At 71.7% G+C, this 18972-nt stretch carries 19 protein-coding genes; 13 read left to right on the top strand and 6 right to left on the bottom strand.

Features of this window, described 5'->3' with window-relative positions; genetic code table 11:
* Positions 1-43 precede the first annotated feature (43 nt).
* From BLV76_RS03410 to BLV76_RS03400, 3 genes are read right to left on the bottom strand one after another with little or no spacing between them, the layout of a single operon-like run.
* On the bottom strand, positions 44-337 hold the full coding sequence (locus tag BLV76_RS03410) for a hypothetical protein (protein ID WP_090967875.1): 294 nt from the start codon (positions 335-337) through the stop codon (positions 44-46).
* Between the two features lie 47 nt (positions 338-384).
* The gene (locus BLV76_RS03405; RefSeq protein WP_090967874.1) at positions 385-852 is read right to left on the bottom strand and encodes an NUDIX hydrolase; all 468 of its coding nucleotides are present in this window, start codon (positions 850-852) and stop codon (positions 385-387) included.
* An 18-nt stretch (positions 853-870) separates the two neighbouring features.
* Positions 871-1092 (bottom strand): antitoxin, encoded by a 222-nt coding sequence (locus BLV76_RS03400; protein ID WP_090967873.1) that lies wholly within the window; start codon positions 1090-1092, stop codon positions 871-873.
* Positions 1093-1180: 88 nt separating this feature from the next.
* Between BLV76_RS03400 and miaA the strand changes: the two genes are divergently transcribed.
* The 13 genes from miaA to BLV76_RS03340 all read left to right on the top strand — a co-directional run bounded on the left by miaA (position 1181) and on the right by BLV76_RS03340 (position 16407).
* Positions 1181-2101, top strand: coding sequence for a tRNA (adenosine(37)-N6)-dimethylallyltransferase MiaA (gene miaA / locus BLV76_RS03395; protein ID WP_090967872.1), 921 nt, complete (start codon positions 1181-1183; stop codon positions 2099-2101).
* Positions 2102-2119: 18 nt separating this feature from the next.
* A complete protein-coding gene (locus BLV76_RS03390; RefSeq protein ID WP_090967871.1) occupies positions 2120-2641 on the top strand; it encodes a dihydrofolate reductase family protein in 522 nt (173 codons plus the stop codon).
* Between the two features lie 77 nt (positions 2642-2718).
* Entirely contained in the window at positions 2719-4572 is a 1854-nt protein-coding gene (gene ggt / locus BLV76_RS03385; protein ID WP_090967870.1) for a gamma-glutamyltransferase, read from the top strand.
* A 29-nt stretch (positions 4573-4601) separates the two neighbouring features.
* On the top strand, positions 4602-5387 hold the full coding sequence (gene dapF / locus BLV76_RS03380) for a diaminopimelate epimerase (protein ID WP_090967869.1): 786 nt from the start codon (positions 4602-4604) through the stop codon (positions 5385-5387).
* Positions 5388-5432: 45 nt separating this feature from the next.
* On the top strand, positions 5433-6209 hold the full coding sequence (locus tag BLV76_RS03375) for an SDR family NAD(P)-dependent oxidoreductase (RefSeq protein ID WP_090967868.1): 777 nt from the start codon (positions 5433-5435) through the stop codon (positions 6207-6209).
* 42 nt (positions 6210-6251) lie between these two features.
* Positions 6252-7253, top strand: coding sequence for a thrombospondin type 3 repeat-containing protein (locus BLV76_RS03370; protein ID WP_139306456.1), 1002 nt, complete (start codon positions 6252-6254; stop codon positions 7251-7253).
* A 28-nt stretch (positions 7254-7281) separates the two neighbouring features.
* Positions 7282-8163, top strand: coding sequence for a hypothetical protein (locus BLV76_RS03365; protein WP_139306455.1), 882 nt, complete (start codon positions 7282-7284; stop codon positions 8161-8163).
* A 135-nt stretch (positions 8164-8298) separates the two neighbouring features.
* Positions 8299-9150 carry an NYN domain-containing protein gene (locus BLV76_RS03360; protein WP_245734867.1) on the top strand — a complete coding sequence of 284 codons (852 nt, stop codon included), beginning with the start codon at positions 8299-8301 and terminating at the stop codon, positions 9148-9150.
* Between the two features lie 65 nt (positions 9151-9215).
* Positions 9216-10007 (top strand): thrombospondin type 3 repeat-containing protein, encoded by a 792-nt coding sequence (locus tag BLV76_RS23420; protein ID WP_090967864.1) that lies wholly within the window; start codon positions 9216-9218, stop codon positions 10005-10007.
* Positions 10008-10153: 146 nt separating this feature from the next.
* Complete coding sequence (gene hflX, locus BLV76_RS03350; protein WP_090967863.1) at positions 10154-11686, top strand: GTPase HflX; 1533 nt, start codon at positions 10154-10156, stop codon at positions 11684-11686.
* 104 nt (positions 11687-11790) lie between these two features.
* Positions 11791-14073 (top strand): protein translocase subunit SecD, encoded by a 2283-nt coding sequence (secD, locus tag BLV76_RS03345; RefSeq protein ID WP_090972266.1) that lies wholly within the window; start codon positions 11791-11793, stop codon positions 14071-14073.
* A 139-nt stretch (positions 14074-14212) separates the two neighbouring features.
* Positions 14213-14344: a hypothetical protein gene (locus BLV76_RS23265; RefSeq protein WP_281246149.1), complete on the top strand. Its 132-nt coding sequence runs from the start codon at positions 14213-14215 to the stop codon at positions 14342-14344.
* Positions 14345-14400: 56 nt separating this feature from the next.
* Positions 14401-16407, top strand: coding sequence for an ATP-dependent DNA helicase (locus BLV76_RS03340; protein ID WP_245734521.1), 2007 nt, complete (start codon positions 14401-14403; stop codon positions 16405-16407).
* Here the strand turns inward: BLV76_RS03340 and BLV76_RS22765 are convergent.
* The 3 genes from BLV76_RS22765 to BLV76_RS03325 all read right to left on the bottom strand — a co-directional run bounded on the left by BLV76_RS22765 (position 16389) and on the right by BLV76_RS03325 (position 18882).
* The gene (locus tag BLV76_RS22765) at positions 16389-16874 is read right to left on the bottom strand and encodes a DivIVA domain-containing protein (protein WP_090967862.1); all 486 of its coding nucleotides are present in this window, start codon (positions 16872-16874) and stop codon (positions 16389-16391) included. The two genes, BLV76_RS03340 and BLV76_RS22765, sit on opposite strands and share 19 nt — an antisense overlap.
* Positions 16874-17596 (bottom strand): sulfotransferase family 2 domain-containing protein, encoded by a 723-nt coding sequence (locus BLV76_RS03330; RefSeq protein WP_090967861.1) that lies wholly within the window; start codon positions 17594-17596, stop codon positions 16874-16876. The genes BLV76_RS22765 and BLV76_RS03330 overlap by 1 nt, the downstream gene beginning before the upstream one ends.
* Positions 17597-17664: 68 nt before the next feature.
* Positions 17665-18882: an NAD(P)/FAD-dependent oxidoreductase gene (locus tag BLV76_RS03325; protein ID WP_090967860.1), complete on the bottom strand. Its 1218-nt coding sequence runs from the start codon at positions 18880-18882 to the stop codon at positions 17665-17667.
* Positions 18883-18972: the final 90 nt, after the last annotated feature.

Here is an 18972-nt window from a genome sequence, read left to right as displayed (position 1 = left end):
CGGCGGCTGCTGCCGCGGGGACGGCGAAGGGGAGAGGCGGACCTCAGGCAGGAGGCTCCGGCGACCCGTCCTCGGCCTCCTGGCCGGCGGAGGGCGACTCGGTCGTCCCCGACTCCTCGTCGTCGGAGCCGTCCGGCTCCTGCGTCTTGTCGTCGGCCTCGGCGACCTCCTCCGGGAGCACGTCGTCGACCGCGGGGTTGTCGTCGGGGCTCAGGTCGCGCCCGAGCCCGTCGTCGGCGGGGTCGGTGTGCAGCGCGTCGGCGTCGACGCCGCCGGGCAGCAGCTGCGGGTCCTCGCTGGCGGGCGTGGGCATCGGGGCCAGGTGCTCGTCGCTCATCCCGCGATCCTGCCGCGCCCGGTCAAGCCTGACCACCCCCGAGCGGGTCAGACGGGGTCAGACGGGGAGGACCAGCCGAAGGTGAGGTACGCCGCTCCCGACCCGAGCTGTGAGAGGGCGTACGCCTCGTGCGGCACCGTCGGCTCCGGGAGCGAGGCGAGCGGGAACCACTCGATCGCCGCGCACTTCTCCGGCTCCATGATCCGCGGCTCGCCGCTCCACGAGCGGGCGGTGAAGAACCAGTCGACGCGCTCGTCGATCGCGTCCGCGTGCGCGGTGCGCTGCATGGTGAAGGCGAACTCGAGGGCGACGTCGCCCACGCCGAGCTCCTCCAGCGCCTCGCGGCGCGCGGCGTCCCAGGCCGTCTCGCCGCGCTCGACGTGTCCGGCAGCCGCCGCTGCCCAGTGACCGGACATGTAGGGCGTGCCCTGGCGCAGCTGGAGCAGGACCTCGGTGTCGGGGCCCGAGCCCCGGAGGAGGTAGACGTAGGAGGCCGGGACGAGGGAGAAGCTCACCCGGCCGACCCTAGGGACTCAGGGAGCCGGCGTCGCCGGCGGGATGTCGTCGTCCTTGCCGTCCAGCTTGTCGAGCGCGTCGCGCGCCTTGCCGGTGGCCTGGTCGATCTTGTCGGCGTGCTTGCCGCCGGTCTTCTCGTTGGCGAACGCGCCGGCCTTGTCGATGCCGTCGGCGATCTTGTCGCCGTGGTCGTCGACCGCCTTGGTGAGCTTGTCCTTGGCCTTGTCCAGGAACGACATGTGCTGCCTCCTCGAGGGATGCCGGTCCGCCCCCACGGGACGGTGACTCCGACGTCCAAAAGGGTAGCCAGACATGGACAATGTGCCCATGCCCCAGCCCATCGTCGCCCTCGTCGGGGCCACGGCGTCGGGCAAGACGGGCCTGTCCCTCGACCTCGCCGAGCGCCTCGGCGGCGAGGTGGTCAACACCGACGCGATGCAGGTCTACCGGGGCATGGACATCGGCACGGCCAAGCTCCCGGAGGCCGAGCGGCGCGGCGTCCCGCACCACCTGCTCGACCTGAGGGAGGTCACCGAGCCGTCCACGGTCGCGGAGTTCCAGGGCCTCGCCCGCGACGCGATCGCCGACATCCGCGAGCGCGACCGCGTGCCGGTCCTGGTCGGTGGCTCGGCGCTCTACACCCGCGCCATCGTCGACCGCTTCGAGTTCCCCGGCACCGACGAGTCGCTGCGCCGTGAGCTCGAGGCCGAGCTCGAGCGGATCGGCAGCCACGCCCTCCACGAGCGGTTGGCGGGCGTCGACCCCGAGGCGGCCGCCGCGATCCTGCCCGACAACGGGCGCCGCGTCGTACGCGCCCTGGAGGTCGTCGCGCTCACCGGCCGGCCCTACAGCGCGAGCCTCCCGAGGCTCGAGTACGCCGACCCGCTGACCGTCCAGGTCGGCGTCGACATCGACCGGCCGACCCTCGACGCACGGATCGAGCAGCGGGTCGAGGAGATGTTCGCCGACGGGCTGGTCGAGGAGGTGGAGGCGCTGCTGGCGAGGGGGCTCCAGGACGGTCGCACCGCGAACCGCGCGATCGGCTACCGCGAGGTCGTCGGATTCCTCGCCGGCGACCGTTCCCTCGCCGAGGCGGTCGAGCAGACCAAGGCCGCCACCCGTCGCTTCGCGCGCCGCCAGGACGCCTGGTTCCGCAAGGACCCCCGCATCGTCTGGGTGGCCCACGACGACCCCGACCGCGCCGACAGGGCCGCCGAGGCGGTCCGGGCGGCAGCGCCGACGGCCTGACGGTGCCACGCTTGCGCCATGGCGACGATCTACTACACCGCAAGCTCCCTCGACGGCTTCATCGCGACCACCGACCACTCCCTCGACTGGCTGCTCTCGCGCGACATCGACGAGGCGGGACCGATGCACTACACCGCGTTCCGCGAGCGCATCGGCGCGAGCATCATGGGCGCGACGACCTGCCAGTGGGTCCTCGACCACGACGACAGCGACCAGCCGTGGGGCACGCTGCCCAACTTCGTGATGACCCACCGCGACTTCGCCCCCCTGGCCGGTACGACGTTCACGCAGGCGCCGATCGCCGAGGTCCACGCGCAGGCCGTCGAGGTCGCGGGGGACAAGGACGTGTGGCTGGTGGGCGGCGGCGAGCTGGTCGGCCAGCTCGTCGACCTCGGACTCCTCGACGAGGTCTGGATCCAGTACGCCCCCTGCACCCTCGGGGCGGGCGCACCGGTGCTCCCGCGGGCAGTCGACCTGCGGCTCGAGGAGGTCGCCCGCAACCGCGACTTCATGTGCGGCCGCTACACCGTCGCGGGTTGAGACACCTCCCGACGGTCGTGGACAGCGCGGCCTCCGGACGGCAGGGTGGACGGATCGCACCCTCGGGAGGGAAGAACATGCAGCTCCGCACGCCCATCGCCGCACTCGCCGTCACCGGCGTCCTCGCCGGCCTCGTCGTCGCCACCCCCACCTCGGCGGCACCCGGCGCCGGTCCGTCCGACCGGGCCGGTGACACCGTGGCCCGGCCCACCGCCAAGAAGCCGACCGCCATCGGCAAGGGCGGCGCCGTCACGACCGTCGACCCCGAGGCGACAGCGGCAGGTCTCCGGGTGCTCAAGGCCGGCGGCAACGCGGTCGACGCCGCGGTCGCCGCGGCCGCGACCCTCGGCGTCACCGAGCCCTACAGCGCTGGCATCGGCGGCGGCGGCTACTTCGTCTACTACAACGCCAGGTCCGGCAAGGTCCGCACGATCGACGGCCGCGAGACCGCGCCGAACAAGATGCCGCAGGACGCGTTCATCGACCCCGCCACCGGGGCGCCGTACACCTTCACCCCCGACCTGGTGACCAGCGGCGTCAGCGTCGGCACCCCCGGCACCCTGGCGACCTGGGACAAGGCCCTGGCCAACTGGGGCACGCTGTCGCTCGGCGACGCGCTCGCCCCGGCCACGAAGGTCGCCCGTCGCGGCTTCAAGGTCGACCCGACCTTCCGCCAGCAGACGCTCGACAACCTCGTGCGCTTCACGGCGTTCCCCGACACCAAGAAGCTGTTCCTCCCCAAGGGCGACGCCCCGAAGGTCGGCTCGATCTTCCGCAACCCCGAGCTCGCCGACACCTACGACCTGATCGCCGACAAGGGCATCTCCGCGTTCTACCGCGGCCCGCTCGCCCGGCTGATGTCCGACGTGGTCCGCAAGCCGCGGACGACGAAGAAGACGAAGCTGCCGGTGCCGAAGGGGTACCTCACGGCGCGCGACCTTCGCGACTATAAGGTCCGCTCGCAGAAGGCCACGAGGTCGACCTACCGCGGCCACGACGTCTACGGCATGGCGCCGTCGTCGTCCGGCGGCACGACCATCGGCGAGGCGCTCAACATCCTCGAGCGCTACAACCTCGCCGCGATGACGCCCGAGGCCGCGCTGCACCACTACCTCGAGGCCAGCGCGCTCGCCTTCGCCGACCGCGGGAAGTACGTCGGCGACCCCGCCTACGTCGACGTCCCGGTGAAGCGGCTCCTCGACAAGAAGTACGCCGCCGAGCGGGCGTGCTCGCTCGACCAGACCAGGGCGGCGGTCAAGCCGGTCGCGGCCGGCGACGTGACGTCCTACGACGGCATCTGCGGCCCCGCGGCCAGGCAGGGCGAGGTCGAGGAGGACACCGAGAACATCTCGACGACCAACCTCACCGTCGCCGACAAGTGGGGCAACGTCGTGGAGTACACCCTCACGATCGAGCAGACCGGCGGCTCGGGCATCACCGTCCCCGGCCACGGCTTCCTGCTCAACAACGAGCTCACAGACTTCTCGACGGTCTACGACGCCGCCGACCCGAACCGGATCCAGCCGGGCAAGCGCCCGCGCAGCTCCATGTCGCCGACGATCATCCTCAAGGACGGCAAGCCGTTCCTCGCGCTGGGGTCGCCCGGCGGCTCGACGATCATCACGACCGTCCTGCAGATGATCGTCAACCGGATCGACCTCGGCATGACGATCGAGGAGGCGATCGCCGCGCCGCGCGCCAGCCAGCGCAACACCGCGAGCGTGACGGCCGAGCCGGCCTTCATCGACGCCTACGGTGCCGCGCTCACCGCCCTCGGCCACACCCTCGCACCGGCCGGCGACGCCTTCACCAGCGCCGCGGAGATCGGTGCGGCGACGGCGATCGAGTTCGGGCCGAAGTCGTTGCTGACCGCGGTCGCCGAGCCGACCCGACGCGGCACGGGATCCGCCGCGGTGGTCGACAAGAAGTAGCCGTCCGAGCGCCTGCCACACTGGAGGGCGTGAGCTATCCCTTCCTCAAGGGCCACGGCACCGAGAACGACTTCGTGGTCCTGCCCGACCCCGACGGCACGGTCCACGGCGACCTGTCGGTGGAGCGGGTGCGCGCGCTGTGCGACCGCCGGGCCGGCCTCGGCGCCGACGGGGTGCTGCGTGCGGTGCGCCAGGACGGCGGCTGGTTCATGGACTACCGCAACTCCGACGGCTCGGTCAGCGAGATGTGCGGCAACGGTGTCCGGGTCTTCGCGCGCTACCTCCACGACCACCAGGGCGAGCCGTTCCCGATGCGCATCGGCACCCGCGACGGCGTGAAGGTCCTCGACCGTGCCGGCGACGAGCTCACCGCGGACATGGGTACGCCGGAGGTGCTGGGCGAGACGAAGGTGTCGGTCGACGGCCGGAGCTGGGCCGCGCAGCACGTGTCGATGGGCAACCCGCACGCCGTCGCGTTCGTCGACGACCTCGCCGACGCCGGCCACCTCCTCGAGGCGCCCGAGCACGACCCCGAGGTCTACCCCCACGGGGTCAACGTCGAGTTCGTCGTCCGGCGCGGCGAGCACCACGTCGCCATGCGCGTGCACGAGCGCGGAGCCGGCGAGACCCGCTCCTGCGGCACCGGCGCCTGCGCCGTCGCGGTCGCGACTGCCCTCGCCGACGGCGCGCCGCGCGGGACGGCGTACCGCGTCGACGTGCCCGGTGGCACCCTCCACGTCACCTGGACCGAGGACGACCGGGTCCTGATGACCGGTCCCGCGGTGCTCGTGGCCGAGGGCGAGACCGACCTCTGAGGGCGAGCGCCGGAGCCGGAGATCGGACGTCCTAGGATCCGGGACATGGACATCACCGGATCGACCGCCATCGTCACCGGCGGCGCGAGCGGCATCGGTGCCGCCGTCGCGCGCGCCCTCGCCACGAAGGGCGCCGTCGTCGTGGTCGCCGACCTCAACGCCGAGAAGGGCGAGGCCCTGGCCTCCGAGATCGGCGGCGTCTTCGCGTCCGTCGATGTTACGAGGACCGACCAGGTCACCGCGGCCGTCGAGGCGGCCGCCGAGATCGCGCCCCTGCGTGCCTGCGTGAACTCCGCCGGCATCGGCTGGGCGCAGCGCACCATCGGCCGCGACGGTCTGCTCGAGCAGGCCCACGACCTCGACGCCTTCCGCAAGGTCGTCGAGATCAACCTGATCGGCACCTTCGACATGACCCGCCAGGCCGCCACCGTGATGAGCCGCAACGAGCCCGACGCCGACGGCCAGCGCGGCGCGATCGTCAACCTCGCCTCGGTCGCCGCGTTCGACGGCCAGATCGGGCAGGCGTCCTACTCCGCCTCCAAGGGCGGCGTCGTCGGCATGACCCTCCCGGTCGCACGCGACCTGTCCGCCGCCGGCATCCGGCTCAACACGGTCGCACCCGGCCTGATCGACACCCCGATCTACGACGCGTTCCCCAACCCCGACGAGTTCAAGGCCAACCTCGGCGCCAACGTGCTCTTCCCCAAGCGCCTCGGCCACGCCGCGGAGCTCGCCAGCATGGTCGTGGAGTGCCTCACCAACTCCTACATGAACGGCGAGACCATCCGCGTCGACGGCGGTATCCGGATGCCACCCAAGTGAGCTGACGTTTCCACCCGGCGCGCCCGGGGTAGTCGGGCTGTCATGGGGACGTCGACGCGAGCGAGTGCAGTGCTGGTGCTGCTCGGGGCCGGCCTCGCCGGCGGCGTCGCGACCAGCCCGTCGGCGTACGCCGCCCCGGTGCCGTGCACCCAGACGTTCCCCGCGGTGTCGACCTCGGGCAGCACCATCGCTCCCTACGGCCGGGCCGTCTTCCGCGTGCAGGTGAACGGGGGCTGGAGCGAGCAGGCGCGGGTCACGGACGTCGACGTCCATCTCGGGCTCGACGTCCAGGCAGCCGACACGTCTCTCGTCCTGACACTGCAGCACTCCCAGGGCCCGACGAGCACGCTGATGTCCCGACCTGCCTCGCCCGGCGGCTACGACATCACCCTCGACGACGAGGCCGGCCCGTGGCCGCTCGGTGCCACGGGCGGGCGCTACCAGCCGGAGCAACCCCTCGCTCGACTCGACGGCCTCAGGGCCGGCAGCCTGTGGGTCCTGGAGGCCAACAACTACGGCGGCGGCCCCGTCGCCACGAGCAACATGCTCGTCACGGTCACGAGCGACAGGTGCGACACGGACGGCGACGGCGTCGAGGACACGTCCGACAACTGCCCGAGCGCCGCCAACGCCGACCAGGTCGACTGGGACGGCGACGGAACCGGCAACGTCTGCGACCCGACCCCGGGCACCGCACCCGTCGTGTCTCCGCCGCCGGTCACGGGGGTCCCGACCACTCCGGGGTGCTCGGCGTCCTGCGCCTACCCGCGCACCGTCGACCTCGACCACCGCTCCAAGAAGAAGCGCCTCGCCGGCACGGTCTCCTCCGTCGCGGTCGGCTGCCGCCGCGAGGTGCCGGTCACCATCTGGCGCCAGCGCACGGGCACGGACCGCAAGGTCCTCGTCGTCACCACCGGGCGCACCGGGCACTACGTCGTCCGGGCACCGCGGCGGCCGGGTCGCTACTACGCCACGGTCGGCTCGGCGGCCGAGCCGCTGTGCGGCACCGACCGTTCACGAACGGTTCGGGTGAAGCATCGTTGAAGTCGGCCGTCCGGACTAACCTGACCGCGTGGTCGGGGGACGGACGGTGCTCGCGGTTGCAGCGGTGACAGCCGCTGCGACGCTCTCCAGCGCCGGTACGACGCCGACGGCGCGCGCCACGGTCCCCTGCACGCTGGCGCAGCCCGCCCTGGTCGCTGCGACGGACGTGCAGCCGGGAGAGACCGTGGGACGCTCGTTCACGCTGGCACCTCCGGACGGCCGCACGGACCTGTCCATCGCCGACGTCGACGTCGCCTTCTCCTTCGACGACTACACCAGCGGCCCGGAGATCCACATCGCTCACGGGGGTGTCAACCTCCAGCTGATGGGGCCCTACACACCCAGCCCGGCGGGCGGTCCGTTCTCCCTGACCTTCGACGACGAGGCTGCTGCGCCCCTGGCTCCGGACTCGTCGTCCGGGGGCCGCTACAAGCCGCCGCAGGTCGACGGTTTCCTGCCGCTCGCGGCGTTCGACGCAACGCCGGTGGGCGGGGCGTACTCGATCTCTGTCACCAACTACTCCTCGGCTCCGGTCCGGCTCCGTGACTGGACGCTGGTCATCACCCCGAGCGCCTGCGACGCCCCACCGCCGACCACCACGCCGCCGAGCTGCACGGTGGCGTGCGCGTATCCCCGCACGGTGGGGATCAAGCACCGGCGCAAGACGCACCGGTTGACCGGCCGGGTCGCCTCCGTCGCGACCGGCTGCAGCAGCCGGGTGCCGGTCACGATCTGGCGTGTCGGTCGGTCGAAGGACCGCAAGGTCCTCGTCGTCACGACCCGGGGGAGCGGGGCGTACGCCACCAAGGCGCCGCGGCGGGCCGGCCGCTACTACGCGACGGTCGGGTCAACGATCGAGCCGCTGTGCGGCGCCGACCGCTCGCGGACGGTCCGGGTGAAGCGTCGCTGACCCTCGACCCGGTGGTCTAGCCCGAGGCGAGCAGTTCTGCCGTTTTCGGCGTGTCCGCTATACGAACGGTGCATGGTCATGCAGGGAGAGGCGTAACGCCCGCCACATCGAGTCGGGATCGGGGGAGTGAGCACCATGACGCAGTCGCTCGACGCGACGTTCCACAGCGACGCCGCCGGCGTCCAGGCCGCCGACGACGGCGAGCTCGCCTCGCTCGTCCGGCGCTGGATGACGGCCGGCCGCCAGGAGCGCCTGCGTCGTGACACCGTGCTGCGCGTGGCACCTCCCGTCGAGGATGTCGAGCCCGTGCTCGAGGCCGAGGCCGACCTACAGGTGGAGGTCGAGGTGGAGGTGGACGCACCGCAGGCCGCGCTCGAGGCCGACGTCGAGCACGACGCCGTCGCCGAGACCGAGGTCGTGGCCGAGGCACCCGTCGACGCCCCCACCGCGCCGGCGGCACCGTCGCTCCAGGCACCCGCCCCCCGTACGCCGCCGCTGCCGTACCGCCCGACGGCGGAGGAGACCGAGCACGCGCGGCGCATCGCGGTGCTCATCGACGCCCGACGGGTGGACGACGACGTCGCTGCCGGACTGCTCTCCCGCCTCGGCGAGCGCGGCACGGTCAACGTGTGCCGCGCCTACGCCGACTGGAGCCGATCGGACCTCGGGGCCTGGGTCGGCCGGATGCGTCGGCAGGGCCTGCACTCCTTCCACCAGTTCGCCGACGACGACGAGCAAGCGCTGGTCGCGATGGCGATCGACGCCGTCGACATCGCCCGCGACGCCGCGATCGACGAGATCGTCATCGTCGGTGACATGACCTCGATGCTGCCGCTGGTCCACCGCCTGCACGCTGCCGGCGTACGTGTCGTCGTGGTCGGCCCCGGGCACACGCCCCACGACGTCCGTGGCGCGTGCGACGAGTTCATCGACACCGCCCTCGTGAGCACCCACGAGATCGCCCCGGTGGGTCGACACCGCGCCTGACGGGCGGTCGTTTCCTTTACCTTCGCGGTGGTTTGGCGCTTCGGCGCCGGGGGAACGGGCCACCCATGGGACAGCACCTCGGGAGCAAGGTCTTCGTCGGCACGGCGCTCGCGGTGGTCGCCGCGCTCGGCATCACCCAGCCCGGCGCATCCGCCCAGTCGGCGCCCGCACCGAGCATGCTGCCACCCACGACGGTCTGCCCGATCGCGCCCGAGCAGCCGACCGACGGCAGCGCGCAGTCGATCCCGCAGGACCCGTGCGAGCCGCCCATCTACGACTCCGACGGCGACGGGTGGGAGGACTACGCGGACAACTGTCCGCAGGTCCCGAACCCCGGCCAGGAGGACACCGACAGCGATGGCTTCGGCGACGTGTGCGACCCGACGCCGACCGGCGAGCCCACCACGCCACCCACGTCGAACCCGCCGACGTCCGAGCCGCCCACGACTCCGCCCACGACCAACCCGCCGACCACGCCCCCGACCAGCACGCCGACCAGCACTCCCACGGTCCCGCACCCGAGCCCCACGACGGCTCCGATCGCCCCGCCCGTCGCGATCCCGGGCTGCGTGACCGGCTGCCTCTACCAGCGCGAGGTCGGCCTCGAGGTCAAGGGGTCCAAGCTCCGCGGCACCGTCACCTCGCCGGCGTCGGGGTGCCGCACCGGAGCGACGGTCACCGTGTGGCGCGTGCACAAGAAGGCCGACCGTCGCCTGGTGGTCGTGTCGGCCAAGTCCAACGGTGCGTTCGCCACCAAGCGCCCCGCGAAGGCGGGCAAGTACTACGTCACCGTCACCTCGCCCGAGCAGCCGATGTGCGCCCCGGCGACCTCGCCCCGGGTGAAGGTCAAGCGCTGACGCCACCCGCGCCCTGTTCGCCCACGGCACTGCTCGGTTGTTCGCCGTCGGCGCTCGCTTGATGTTCGCCTTCGGCACTGCCCTGTTGTTCGCCTTCGGCGAAGTCGTTCGCGCAGGTCAGGCGGGCGACCTACCCTTGAGGGCATATGACGAACGCACCTGACCTCCCCGCGGCCGACTTCACGCTGCGTGACGCCCTCGACGCGACCCGCGCCTGGGACGACGACACCATCGAGCTCGACGACCAGCTCCTCGACGACACCTCCGACGAGTGGGGTGAGTCCGGCTACGCCGACGACGGCGATCCCGAGGAGCTGACGGTCGGCGCCCAGGAGCTGGCCGAGCGCCACGCCCTGCGCCGCGTCGCCGCCCTGCGCACCGAGCTCGAGGACATCACCGAGGTCGAGTACCGCCAGCTCCGGCTGGAGAAGGTCGTCCTCGTCGGCGTCTGGACCGAGGGGTCCGTCACCGACGCCGAGAACTCGATGGCCGAGCTCGCGCTGCTCGCCGAGACCGCCGGCTCGGAGGTCCTCGAGGCCGTCTTCCAGCGCCGCCAGTCGCCCGACCCCGCCACCTACATCGGCCGCGGCAAGGTCGAGGCGATCCGCGAGATCGTCCAGGCCACCGGCGCCGACACGGTCATCTGCGACGGCGAGCTCGCGCCCAGCCAGCTGCGCAACCTCGAGGACCGGATCAAGGTCAAGGTCGTCGACCGCACCGCGCTGATCCTCGACATCTTCGCCCAGCACGCGAAGAGCAAGGAGGGCCAGGCGCAGGTCGAGCTGGCCCAGCTGCAGTACATGAAGCAGCGCCTGCGCGGCTGGGGTGGCAACCTCTCCCGACAGGCCGGCGGTCGCGCCGCCGGCGGTGACGGTATCGGTGGCCGCGGCCCCGGTGAGACCAAGATCGAGACCGACCGCCGCCGGATCAACACCAAGATCGCCAAGCTGCGCCGCGAGCTCAAGGACCTGCGCAGCACCCGCGACGTCAAGCGCCAGTCGCGCCGTCGCAACCACGTGCCGAGCGTCGCCATCGCCGGCTACACCAACGCCGGCAAGTCCTCGCTCCTCAACCGGCTGACCGACGCCGGCGTGCTCGTCGAGGACGCGCTCTTCGCGACCCTCGACCCCACCACGCGTCGTACGACGACCTCGGACGGTCGCGTCTACACGATGTCCGACACCGTCGGGTTCGTCCGCCACCTCCCGCACGACCTCGTCGAGGCGTTCCGCTCGACGCTGGAGGAGGTCGCCGACTCCGACCTGCTGCTCCACGTGGTCGACGGCTCGCACCCCGACCCCGAGGGCCAGATCGCCGCGGTGCGCCAGGTGCTCGCCGAGATCGGCGCCAACAAGGTCCCCGAGATCATCGTGATCAACAAGGCCGACGCCGCCGACCCGCTGGTGATCAGCCGGCTGCTGGCACGAGAGCCGCACAGCGTCGTGGTGAGCGCGAGGACCGGGGAGGGCATCGAGGCCGCGCTCGCCACCATCGAGTCCGAGCTGCCGCGTCCGCAGGTCGAGTTCGACGTGCTGCTGCCATACGAGCGCGGCGACCTGGTGAACCGGATCCACCAGGAGGCCGAGATCGGCTCGATGGAGCACACCGGCGACGGCACGGTGGTCGCCGGTCGCGCCAATGCCGACCTGGCGGGGGAGCTGGCGGCGTACAGTCGCTGACGTTTTGCGTCCTCGGGCGTGCGGAACCTTCGGGTGAAGTCACCCGTTGACGTCTCCGGCGCCCGATTTCGGGCGACCGTCACCCCTAAGGAAGTATGTCGCGCATGTCACGTGGTGTCTGGATCCGCTTCTTCCTCGTGCTCGGCCTCCTGGTCGGGTGCGCGGCACTCGCGATCAACGTCAAGCCCAACCTCGGTCTCGACCTCAAGGGCGGCGCGCAGTTCGTCTTCCAGGCCGAGGGCACCGACGCCACGCCAGCCACGGCCGAGAACGTCGACAAGACCCTGCAGGTCCTCCGCGGGCGTGTGGACGCGCTGGGTGTCGCGGAGTCGACCGTCATCCGGCAGGGCGAGAACCGCATCCTCGTCGAGCTGCCGGGCGTCACCAACGACGCCGAGGCGCAGCGGGCCGAGGAGCGCATCGGCTCGACCGCCAAGCTGACCATCCACGAGGTGCTCGCCACCGCACAGGCCGACGCGAAGCCCAGCAAGAAGGGCGACCAGGTCCTGGTGTCCGACCAGGGCGACACGATCGAGATCGGCCCGACGGTCATCCAGGGTGACGAGATCACCGGCGCGAGCGCGCAGCAGCCGCAGAACAGCGTCGACTGGGTCGTCGGCATCGACTTCAACGGCAAGGGTGGCGACACCTGGGCCGACATCACCGGCAAGGCCGCCTGCAACCCGTCCGGCGACCCCAAGCGCCGCATCGCGATCGTCCTCGACGGTGAGGTGATCTCCTCGCCCGAGGTCAACACCGACGTCGGCTGCGACGTCGGCATCCGCGGCGGCAGCACCCAGATCACCGGCAGCTACACCGCCACCCAGGCCGGCGACCTCGCCGCGCTCATCGAGGGTGGTTCGCTGCCGCTCGAGCTGTCGCCGATCTCCGACCGCCTCGTCGGTCCCTCGCTCGGCGCCGCGGCGATCGACCAGTCCATCGAGGCCGGCATCATCGGCATCGTCCTGACCGGCCTGTTCATCATCATCGTCTACCGCCTCGTCGGCTTCGGCGCGACGCTCGCGCTGGCGTCGTACGCCCTCCTCGCCTACGCCATGCTCGTCGGCCTCGGATCGACGCTGACGCTGCCGGGCCTCGCCGGCTTCGTGCTCGCCATCGGCATGGCGATCGATGCCAACGTCCTCGTCTTCGAGAGAGCCAGGGAGGAGTACGCCGCCTACCCATCGGCAGGGTTCCGGCGCGCCCTCGCCGTCGGCTTCAACAAGGCGTGGAGCGCGATCATCGACTCCAACGTCACCACCCTGCTGGCCGCCGGCCTGCTGTTCTTCCTGGGCTCCGGGCCGATCAAGGGCTTCGGTGTCACGCTGACCATCGGTGTCATCGCGTCGATGATCTCCGCGCTCATCGTCGCCCGCGTGCTGTGCGACCTCCTGGTCTCCAACCGGCCGGTCTCGCGTCGTCCGCGCCTCACCGGCCTCAGCGACGTCGGTGCGGTGCGCAAGTGGCTCGAGAAGAAGAACCCGCAGATCATGCCGCGCCGCAAGATCTGGCTCGGCATCTCCGCCGCCGCGCTCGTCGTGGCCGTCACCGGCATCGTCACCCAGGGCCTCAACCTCGGCGTCGAGTTCACCGGTGGGCGCCAGCTCGACTACTCGGTGACCAAGGACACCTCCGTCGACCAGGCGCGCCAGGCAGTCGCCGACGCCGGCTTCCCGGAGGCCGTCGTGCAGACGGCCGAGAGCGGCTTCACCGTCCGCACCGGTGAGATCAGCAACGACGAGGAGCAGAAGATCGAGGCCGAGCTGGCCAAGGTCGGCGGCGACGTCACCAAGGTCGACGACCAGACCATCGGGTCGTCGCTGGGCAAGGAGCTGCGCAACAACGCGCTCATCGCGTTCGGCGTGGCCTTCCTGGCGCAGCTGCTCTACCTCGCGATCCGCTACAAGTGGACCTTCGGCTTCTCCGCCGTCGTCGCGATGGCGCACGACGTGATCCTCGTGGTCGGTCTCTTCGCCTGGCTCCACAAGCCGATCGACGGCATCTTCCTGGCTGCCGTGATGACGATCGTCGGACTCTCGGTCAACGACTCCGTCGTCGTCTTCGACCGCATCCGCGAGCGCTGGTACGGCTCCAAGCCCGACGCCGACTTCATGGAGATGGCCAACACCGCCGCCGTCGAGACGATGCCCCGCACGGTCAACACCGGCCTCGGCGCGATGTTCATCCTGGCCGCGCTCGCCGTCATCGGCGGCGACTCCCTCCAGGACTTCGCGATCGCCCTCCTCGTCGGACTCGTCATCGGCACGCTGTCCTCGGTCTTCGTGGCCACCCCGATGCTGACCTACCTCCACCAGCGCTTCCCGATGAGCCGGGTCAAGCGCGAGAAGGTCGTCCGCGCCCCCGAGGACTCCGGCGCCGTCGTCTGACGCCTCCTGCCGCGAGTCACCGGATATCCGGTGACCGCCCCGCTTGTCGGCCGAGATCTCGGCCGACAAGCGGGAGACTCGGGTGCAAAGGTTCGATCGGCCGCGCCCCCACCTTGCCCGGTCGTCGTACGCTCTGCCCATGCTGTGGTTGCTGCTGATCGTCGTGCTGGGCGTGGTCGCGTACAAGTACCGCGTGAAGATCCTGGCCAGGCTCCTCGGCCAGCCCGAGCGGCGCATCGAGCGCCAGATCGGCCGCAAGAAGAACTACTGACGTCCCTTGTGGATGGCGTACGACGTCGTGTCGGCGCCGCCCCGTAGGGTGCTCTGGTGCCTGAGCCCGACACCTCCTCCAGCCGAGTCGCGACCGTGCTGGCCCAGGCCGTCTCGGCGCTCGGCGGGCAGCAGCGCGACGGCCAGGTCCAGATGGCGACCGAGGTCGCGGAGGCGATGGAGGACGGCCGCCACCTGCTCGTCCAGGCCGGGACCGGCACCGGCAAGTCGCTGGGCTACCTCGTCCCGGCGATGCTGCACGACAAGCGCGTCGTGGTCGCCACCGCGACCCTGGCCCTCCAGCACCAGCTCGTCGAGCGCGACCTACCCCGGCTGGTCGAGGCGGTCAAGGACGTGCCCGGCCTCGACACGTCCTACGCCGTCCTCAAGGGCCGCTCCAACTACGCCTGCCTCCACCGGATCCGCGCCGGGGTCCCCGACGACCAGGGCACGTTGGTCGACGTCCCCATGGGCTCGATGGCCGAGAAGGTCCTCGAGCTGCGGGCGTGGGCCGAGGAGGAGTCCGAGCAGAAGGGCAGCGGTGAGCGCGACAACGCCCCGCGCCACACCGACCGCGAGTGGCGCCAGGTCTCGGTCAGCCACCGCGAGTGCCTCGGTGCCGCGAAGTGCCCCTTCGGCGCGGAGTGCTTCGCCGAGCTCGCGCGTGAGAAGGCGCAGCGCAGCCACCTGATCGTCACCAACCACTCGCTCCTCGCGATCGACGCGATCGAGGAGGTGCCGATGATCCCCGACTACGACACCGTCGTCATCGACGAGGCGCACGAGCTGACCGCCCGCGTCACCCAGGCCGCGACCGACGAGCTCGCGGCCGCCGACATCGAGCGCGCCGCCCGGCGCTCGAGCCGCTGGACCGCCGACGCGGACGGCGATCCGGCGGGCGACCTCGAGGACGCCGCCCAGCAGCTGGCCGAGGCGTTCGAGGCGACGCCGCCCGGGCGGATCGACCAGGTCTCGCAGCAGCTGTCCGACGCCCTGGTGCTCGTCCGTGACGCCGCGCGCGCCTGCCTGTCGGCGTACCCCCGCGAGTCCGGTGGCGGTGGCGGCGAGGGCGATGCCGGGCGCACCCAGGCCAGGGGCATGGTGCAGGAGGTGTTCGTCAACGCCGAGCGGATGGCCGCCGGCTCGCAGGCCGACGTGCTGTGGCTCGGCGAGGCGCGCGACCGGTTCCCGGCGCGGCTGCACGTCGCGCCGCTCCAGGTCTGGGGCCCGATGCGCGACAAGCTGCTCACCGACAAGACGGTCGTCTTCACCAGCGCCACGTTGATGCTCGGCGGCGAGTTCGGCGCGGTCGCCACCTCGCTCGGGCTCAAGCCCACTGAGCGGATCGGCCACCAGGTCGCGACCACCGACGCCGACGACGCGCTGCCCTGGAAGGGCATCGACGTCGGCTCGCCCTTCGACTACGGCCAGCAGTCGATCCTCTACGTCGCCCGCCACCTGCCGCAGCCCGGCCGCGACGGCCTCGGACAGGCGCAGCTCGACGAGATCTGCGAGCTCGTCGACTCCCTCGACGGTCGCACGCTCGGGCTGTTCTCGTCCCGACGCGCCGCGGAGACCGCGGCCGAGGCGGTGCGTGCCCGGCTGCCCCACCTGACCACGCTCGCGCAGGGCGACGCGCAGCTTCCCGAGCTCGCCAAGCAGTTCGTCGAGGATCCCCACACCTGCCTGTTCGGCACGCTGTCGCTGTGGCAGGGCCTCGACGTCCCGGGCGACACCTGCCAGCTCGTGATCATCGACCGGATCCCCTTCCCGCGCCCTGACGACCCGCTGATGTCCGCGCGGCAGAAGGCGGCCGACCAGGCCGGTGGCAACGGCTTCATGCAGGTCGCCGCGACCCACGCCGCGCTGCTGATGGCGCAGGGCGCCGGACGCCTGATCCGCACCACCACCGACCGCGGCATCGTCGCCGTCCTCGACCCGCGCCTCGAGACGGCGCGCTACGGACGGTTCCTCAAGGCCTCCCTGCCGCCGATGTGGTCGACGACCGACCCGGCGCTGGTGCGCCAGGCGCTGTCGAGGCTGGGTCAGGCGAAGAGCGCGTAGGCGATCACGCCGACGACGACGAGGATCGCGACGAGGATCAGGTAGAGGGCGGGTCCGCCCGAGCTCACCTCGGTGATCGCGGACGACCTCGTCGGCTCGTACGACGACCGCGCGGGCGCCGCCTGCGGCTGCGGCGCCGACACCGGCTGCGGGGCGGCCTGCGGATGCGGCTGCGCCTCGGGCGCGGGTCCGGGGACCGGAGGCGCCTGCTCGGGCGGCGCGCCTCCTGACGCGCGTCGGGCGGTCTCCGCGGCGGCGAGGTCCAGCCAGGTGTCGACCTCGCCGATGTCGTACCCCTGGCGCAGCCGCACCGGGGTGAAGCGCAGGTCAGTGATCCGCTCGGCGCCGAAGCGCGGCTCGGCGAGCTCGAGGTTCTCGAAGATCAGGTCGATGGCCTGGTCGACCTCCTGCATGTCGTAGCCCTCGCGCAGCGAGGTGGTCGAGAAGCGCGGGCGGTCGAGCGTCATCATGCCTCCACGTCGGTCGGGTAGCCGAAGAGCTGGTAGTCGCGGCGGTACATCCGTGCCACGAGGTCGCGCAGCTCGGCCGACACCTGGCGGTCGCGGCCGCCGGGTGCGGTCTGGTTCTTCGGAGCGGTGGGCACGGCCGGCGCCCCGATCCGCTCGCACACCTCGGCGAAGTCGCGGTCGAAGGTCTCGAGCCGGCCGACGAAGTCGACGCGGTTGAGGTCGATCATCCGGCTCTGGAGCGTCAGGTGCTGGTCGGTGCCCGGCACCGCGCCGAGGTCGTGGGTCGCGGTCCACGCGGCGAACTCCTCGATCACCTGCATCCGCGCGTGCGTCGCCGGGTCGAAGTCGTAGTAGTTGTTGTCCACGACCTTGTCGTGCCACGCCGACACGAAGCGGTCGAGCGGGTCGCGGACGAACGCGAACGTGAAGTAGTCGGCGTACGACTCCCACGGGTAGCGGATCCGCATGGCGTGGTCGACGTCGAGGACCACGCCGTTGCTCTCGCAGTGGTGCCGGATCGTGCGCGTGGCGACCTTCGCCACGCGGTACCAGACGAACCGGTGCGAGTGGCTGATCGTGAGGTTGTACGCCAGGGGGCTGAGCCAGCCGGACTCCTCGCCGGCGGTCGCGAGCCGGTCGAGCTCCGCCTCACCGGGCGGCGTGAGCCGGCGCCGGTTGCCGGGTCGGGTGCGGAACAGCTCGGGATCAGGTCGCGACATCGCCGCTCAGCCTAGGCGGTTGAGCAGCCCCGCGTGGAACGAACGAGGCGCATCGAGACCCCGACCGGTCAGCCGAACGCGATCCGCCCTCGCAGCGCCTCCGGGTCGGCGACCGGCTCGTCCTTGGTCTCGGCGATGAGCTCGCGCGCCTGGTCGACGCTGTCCCACACGTTCCACAGCAGCACGCCGCGCACGTGCCCGGACTTCAGGTAGTAGACGACGCCGGTGCCGACCTCGCCGTCCTTCCAGTCCTCGACCAGGTCGAGGTCGCTCTTCGTCTCGCCGACGGCCTCGTAGCCGTGGTCGAGGATGTCGGACCAGAAGAAGGGCGTGTAGTCGTAGGTCTCGTCGCTGCCGGTCATGGCCTTGCCGGCGGCCTCACCGGACTTCTCGGCGTGGTCGACGTGCTCGACGCGACGACGGCCGAGCAGCGCGTCGTCGTACGCCGCCACGTCGCCCGCGGCCCACACGTCCTCGGCGCTGGTGCGCAGGTGCTCGTCGACGACGATGCCGTTGTCGACCTCGAGCCCCGCAGCGTCCGCCAGACCGGTGCGGGGGAGCACCCCGACGCCGATGACCGCGCCGTCGGCAGTGATGTCGGTGCCGTCCTCGAGGCTGATCCGGACGCCGCCGTCCTCCTCCTGCCCACCCTCGACCGAGCCGTGCACGATCGTGACGCCCTTGTCGGCGAAGGCCTTGGTCAGCGTCGCGGCCAGCGCGCGCGGGAACATCTGCTCCTGCACGTCCTCGAGGTCGAGCACGAGCGTGACGGTCACGCCGTTCTGCACGAGGGCGGAGGTGATCTCCGACCCGATGTAGCCACCGCCGACGACCACGACGTGGCTGCCCTCCCCGGCGAACGCGCGCAGCCGCTCGTAGTCCGCGGCCGTGCGGTAGTAGACCACCCGCGGGCCGGGGTCGATGCCGAGCACGCGCGGCTCGGCGCCGGTGGCGAGCAGCAGCTTGCCGTAGGACACCGACGTCCCGTCAGCCAGGCGTACGACGTGCGCGCCCGGATCGATCTCCGTCACGGTCGTGTCGGTGACCAGGTCGACCGCGTCGTCCTCGTCGAGGTCGCCGGCCAGGTCGGAGTCGGCGAGCGTCTTGTCGTCGTCGAGCCAGAGGTCCTTGGACAGGTCCGGGCGGTAGAGCGGCCTCGCGGGCTCGGACCCGAGCACGGCGATCGTGCCGCCCCCGTCCCCGGACCGGATCCCCTTCACTGCACTGGCAGCGGTGACGCCTGCTCCGACGATGACGTAGTCGTACGACTCCTTGATGGCGCTCATCTGGCCATCGTGTCCGGCGGATACGGCCGTTTCAACGCACGAACGGGTGGACACCCGTGGAGGTGTCCACCCGTGCGATGGTTGAGCAGG

The organism is Nocardioides exalbidus (assembly GCF_900105585.1).
Lineage (GTDB): Bacteria > Actinomycetota > Actinomycetes > Propionibacteriales > Nocardioidaceae > Nocardioides > Nocardioides exalbidus.
This window is presented reverse-complemented; position numbering and strand designations above follow the sequence as displayed.

What these genes read in the sequence shown, in the direction of transcription:
- BLV76_RS03370 (WP_139306456.1), top strand. Translation starts at nt 6,252, where the DNA reads ATGGGGACGTCGACGCGAGCGAGTGCAGTGCTGGTGCTGCTCGGGGCC.
- BLV76_RS23420 (WP_090967864.1), top strand. Translation starts at nt 9,216, where the DNA reads ATGGGACAGCACCTCGGGAGCAAGGTCTTCGTCGGCACGGCGCTCGCG.
- ggt (WP_090967870.1), top strand. Translation starts at nt 2,719, where the DNA reads ATGCAGCTCCGCACGCCCATCGCCGCACTCGCCGTCACCGGCGTCCTC.
- miaA (WP_090967872.1), top strand. Translation starts at nt 1,181, where the DNA reads ATGCCCCAGCCCATCGTCGCCCTCGTCGGGGCCACGGCGTCGGGCAAG.
- BLV76_RS03360 (WP_245734867.1), top strand. Translation starts at nt 8,299, where the DNA reads ATGACGCAGTCGCTCGACGCGACGTTCCACAGCGACGCCGCCGGCGTC.
- BLV76_RS03330 (WP_090967861.1), bottom strand. Translation starts at nt 17,596, where the DNA reads ATGTCGCGACCTGATCCCGAGCTGTTCCGCACCCGACCCGGCAACCGG.
- BLV76_RS03325 (WP_090967860.1), bottom strand. Translation starts at nt 18,882, where the DNA reads ATGAGCGCCATCAAGGAGTCGTACGACTACGTCATCGTCGGAGCAGGC.
- BLV76_RS03390 (WP_090967871.1), top strand. Translation starts at nt 2,120, where the DNA reads ATGGCGACGATCTACTACACCGCAAGCTCCCTCGACGGCTTCATCGCG.
- BLV76_RS03410 (WP_090967875.1), bottom strand. Translation starts at nt 337, where the DNA reads ATGAGCGACGAGCACCTGGCCCCGATGCCCACGCCCGCCAGCGAGGAC.
- BLV76_RS03375 (WP_090967868.1), top strand. Translation starts at nt 5,433, where the DNA reads ATGGACATCACCGGATCGACCGCCATCGTCACCGGCGGCGCGAGCGGC.
- BLV76_RS23265 (WP_281246149.1), top strand. Translation starts at nt 14,213, where the DNA reads ATGCTGTGGTTGCTGCTGATCGTCGTGCTGGGCGTGGTCGCGTACAAG.
- BLV76_RS22765 (WP_090967862.1), bottom strand. Translation starts at nt 16,874, where the DNA reads ATGACGCTCGACCGCCCGCGCTTCTCGACCACCTCGCTGCGCGAGGGC.
- hflX (WP_090967863.1), top strand. Translation starts at nt 10,154, where the DNA reads ATGACGAACGCACCTGACCTCCCCGCGGCCGACTTCACGCTGCGTGAC.
- BLV76_RS03400 (WP_090967873.1), bottom strand. Translation starts at nt 1,092, where the DNA reads ATGTCGTTCCTGGACAAGGCCAAGGACAAGCTCACCAAGGCGGTCGAC.
- secD (WP_090972266.1), top strand. Translation starts at nt 11,791, where the DNA reads ATGTCACGTGGTGTCTGGATCCGCTTCTTCCTCGTGCTCGGCCTCCTG.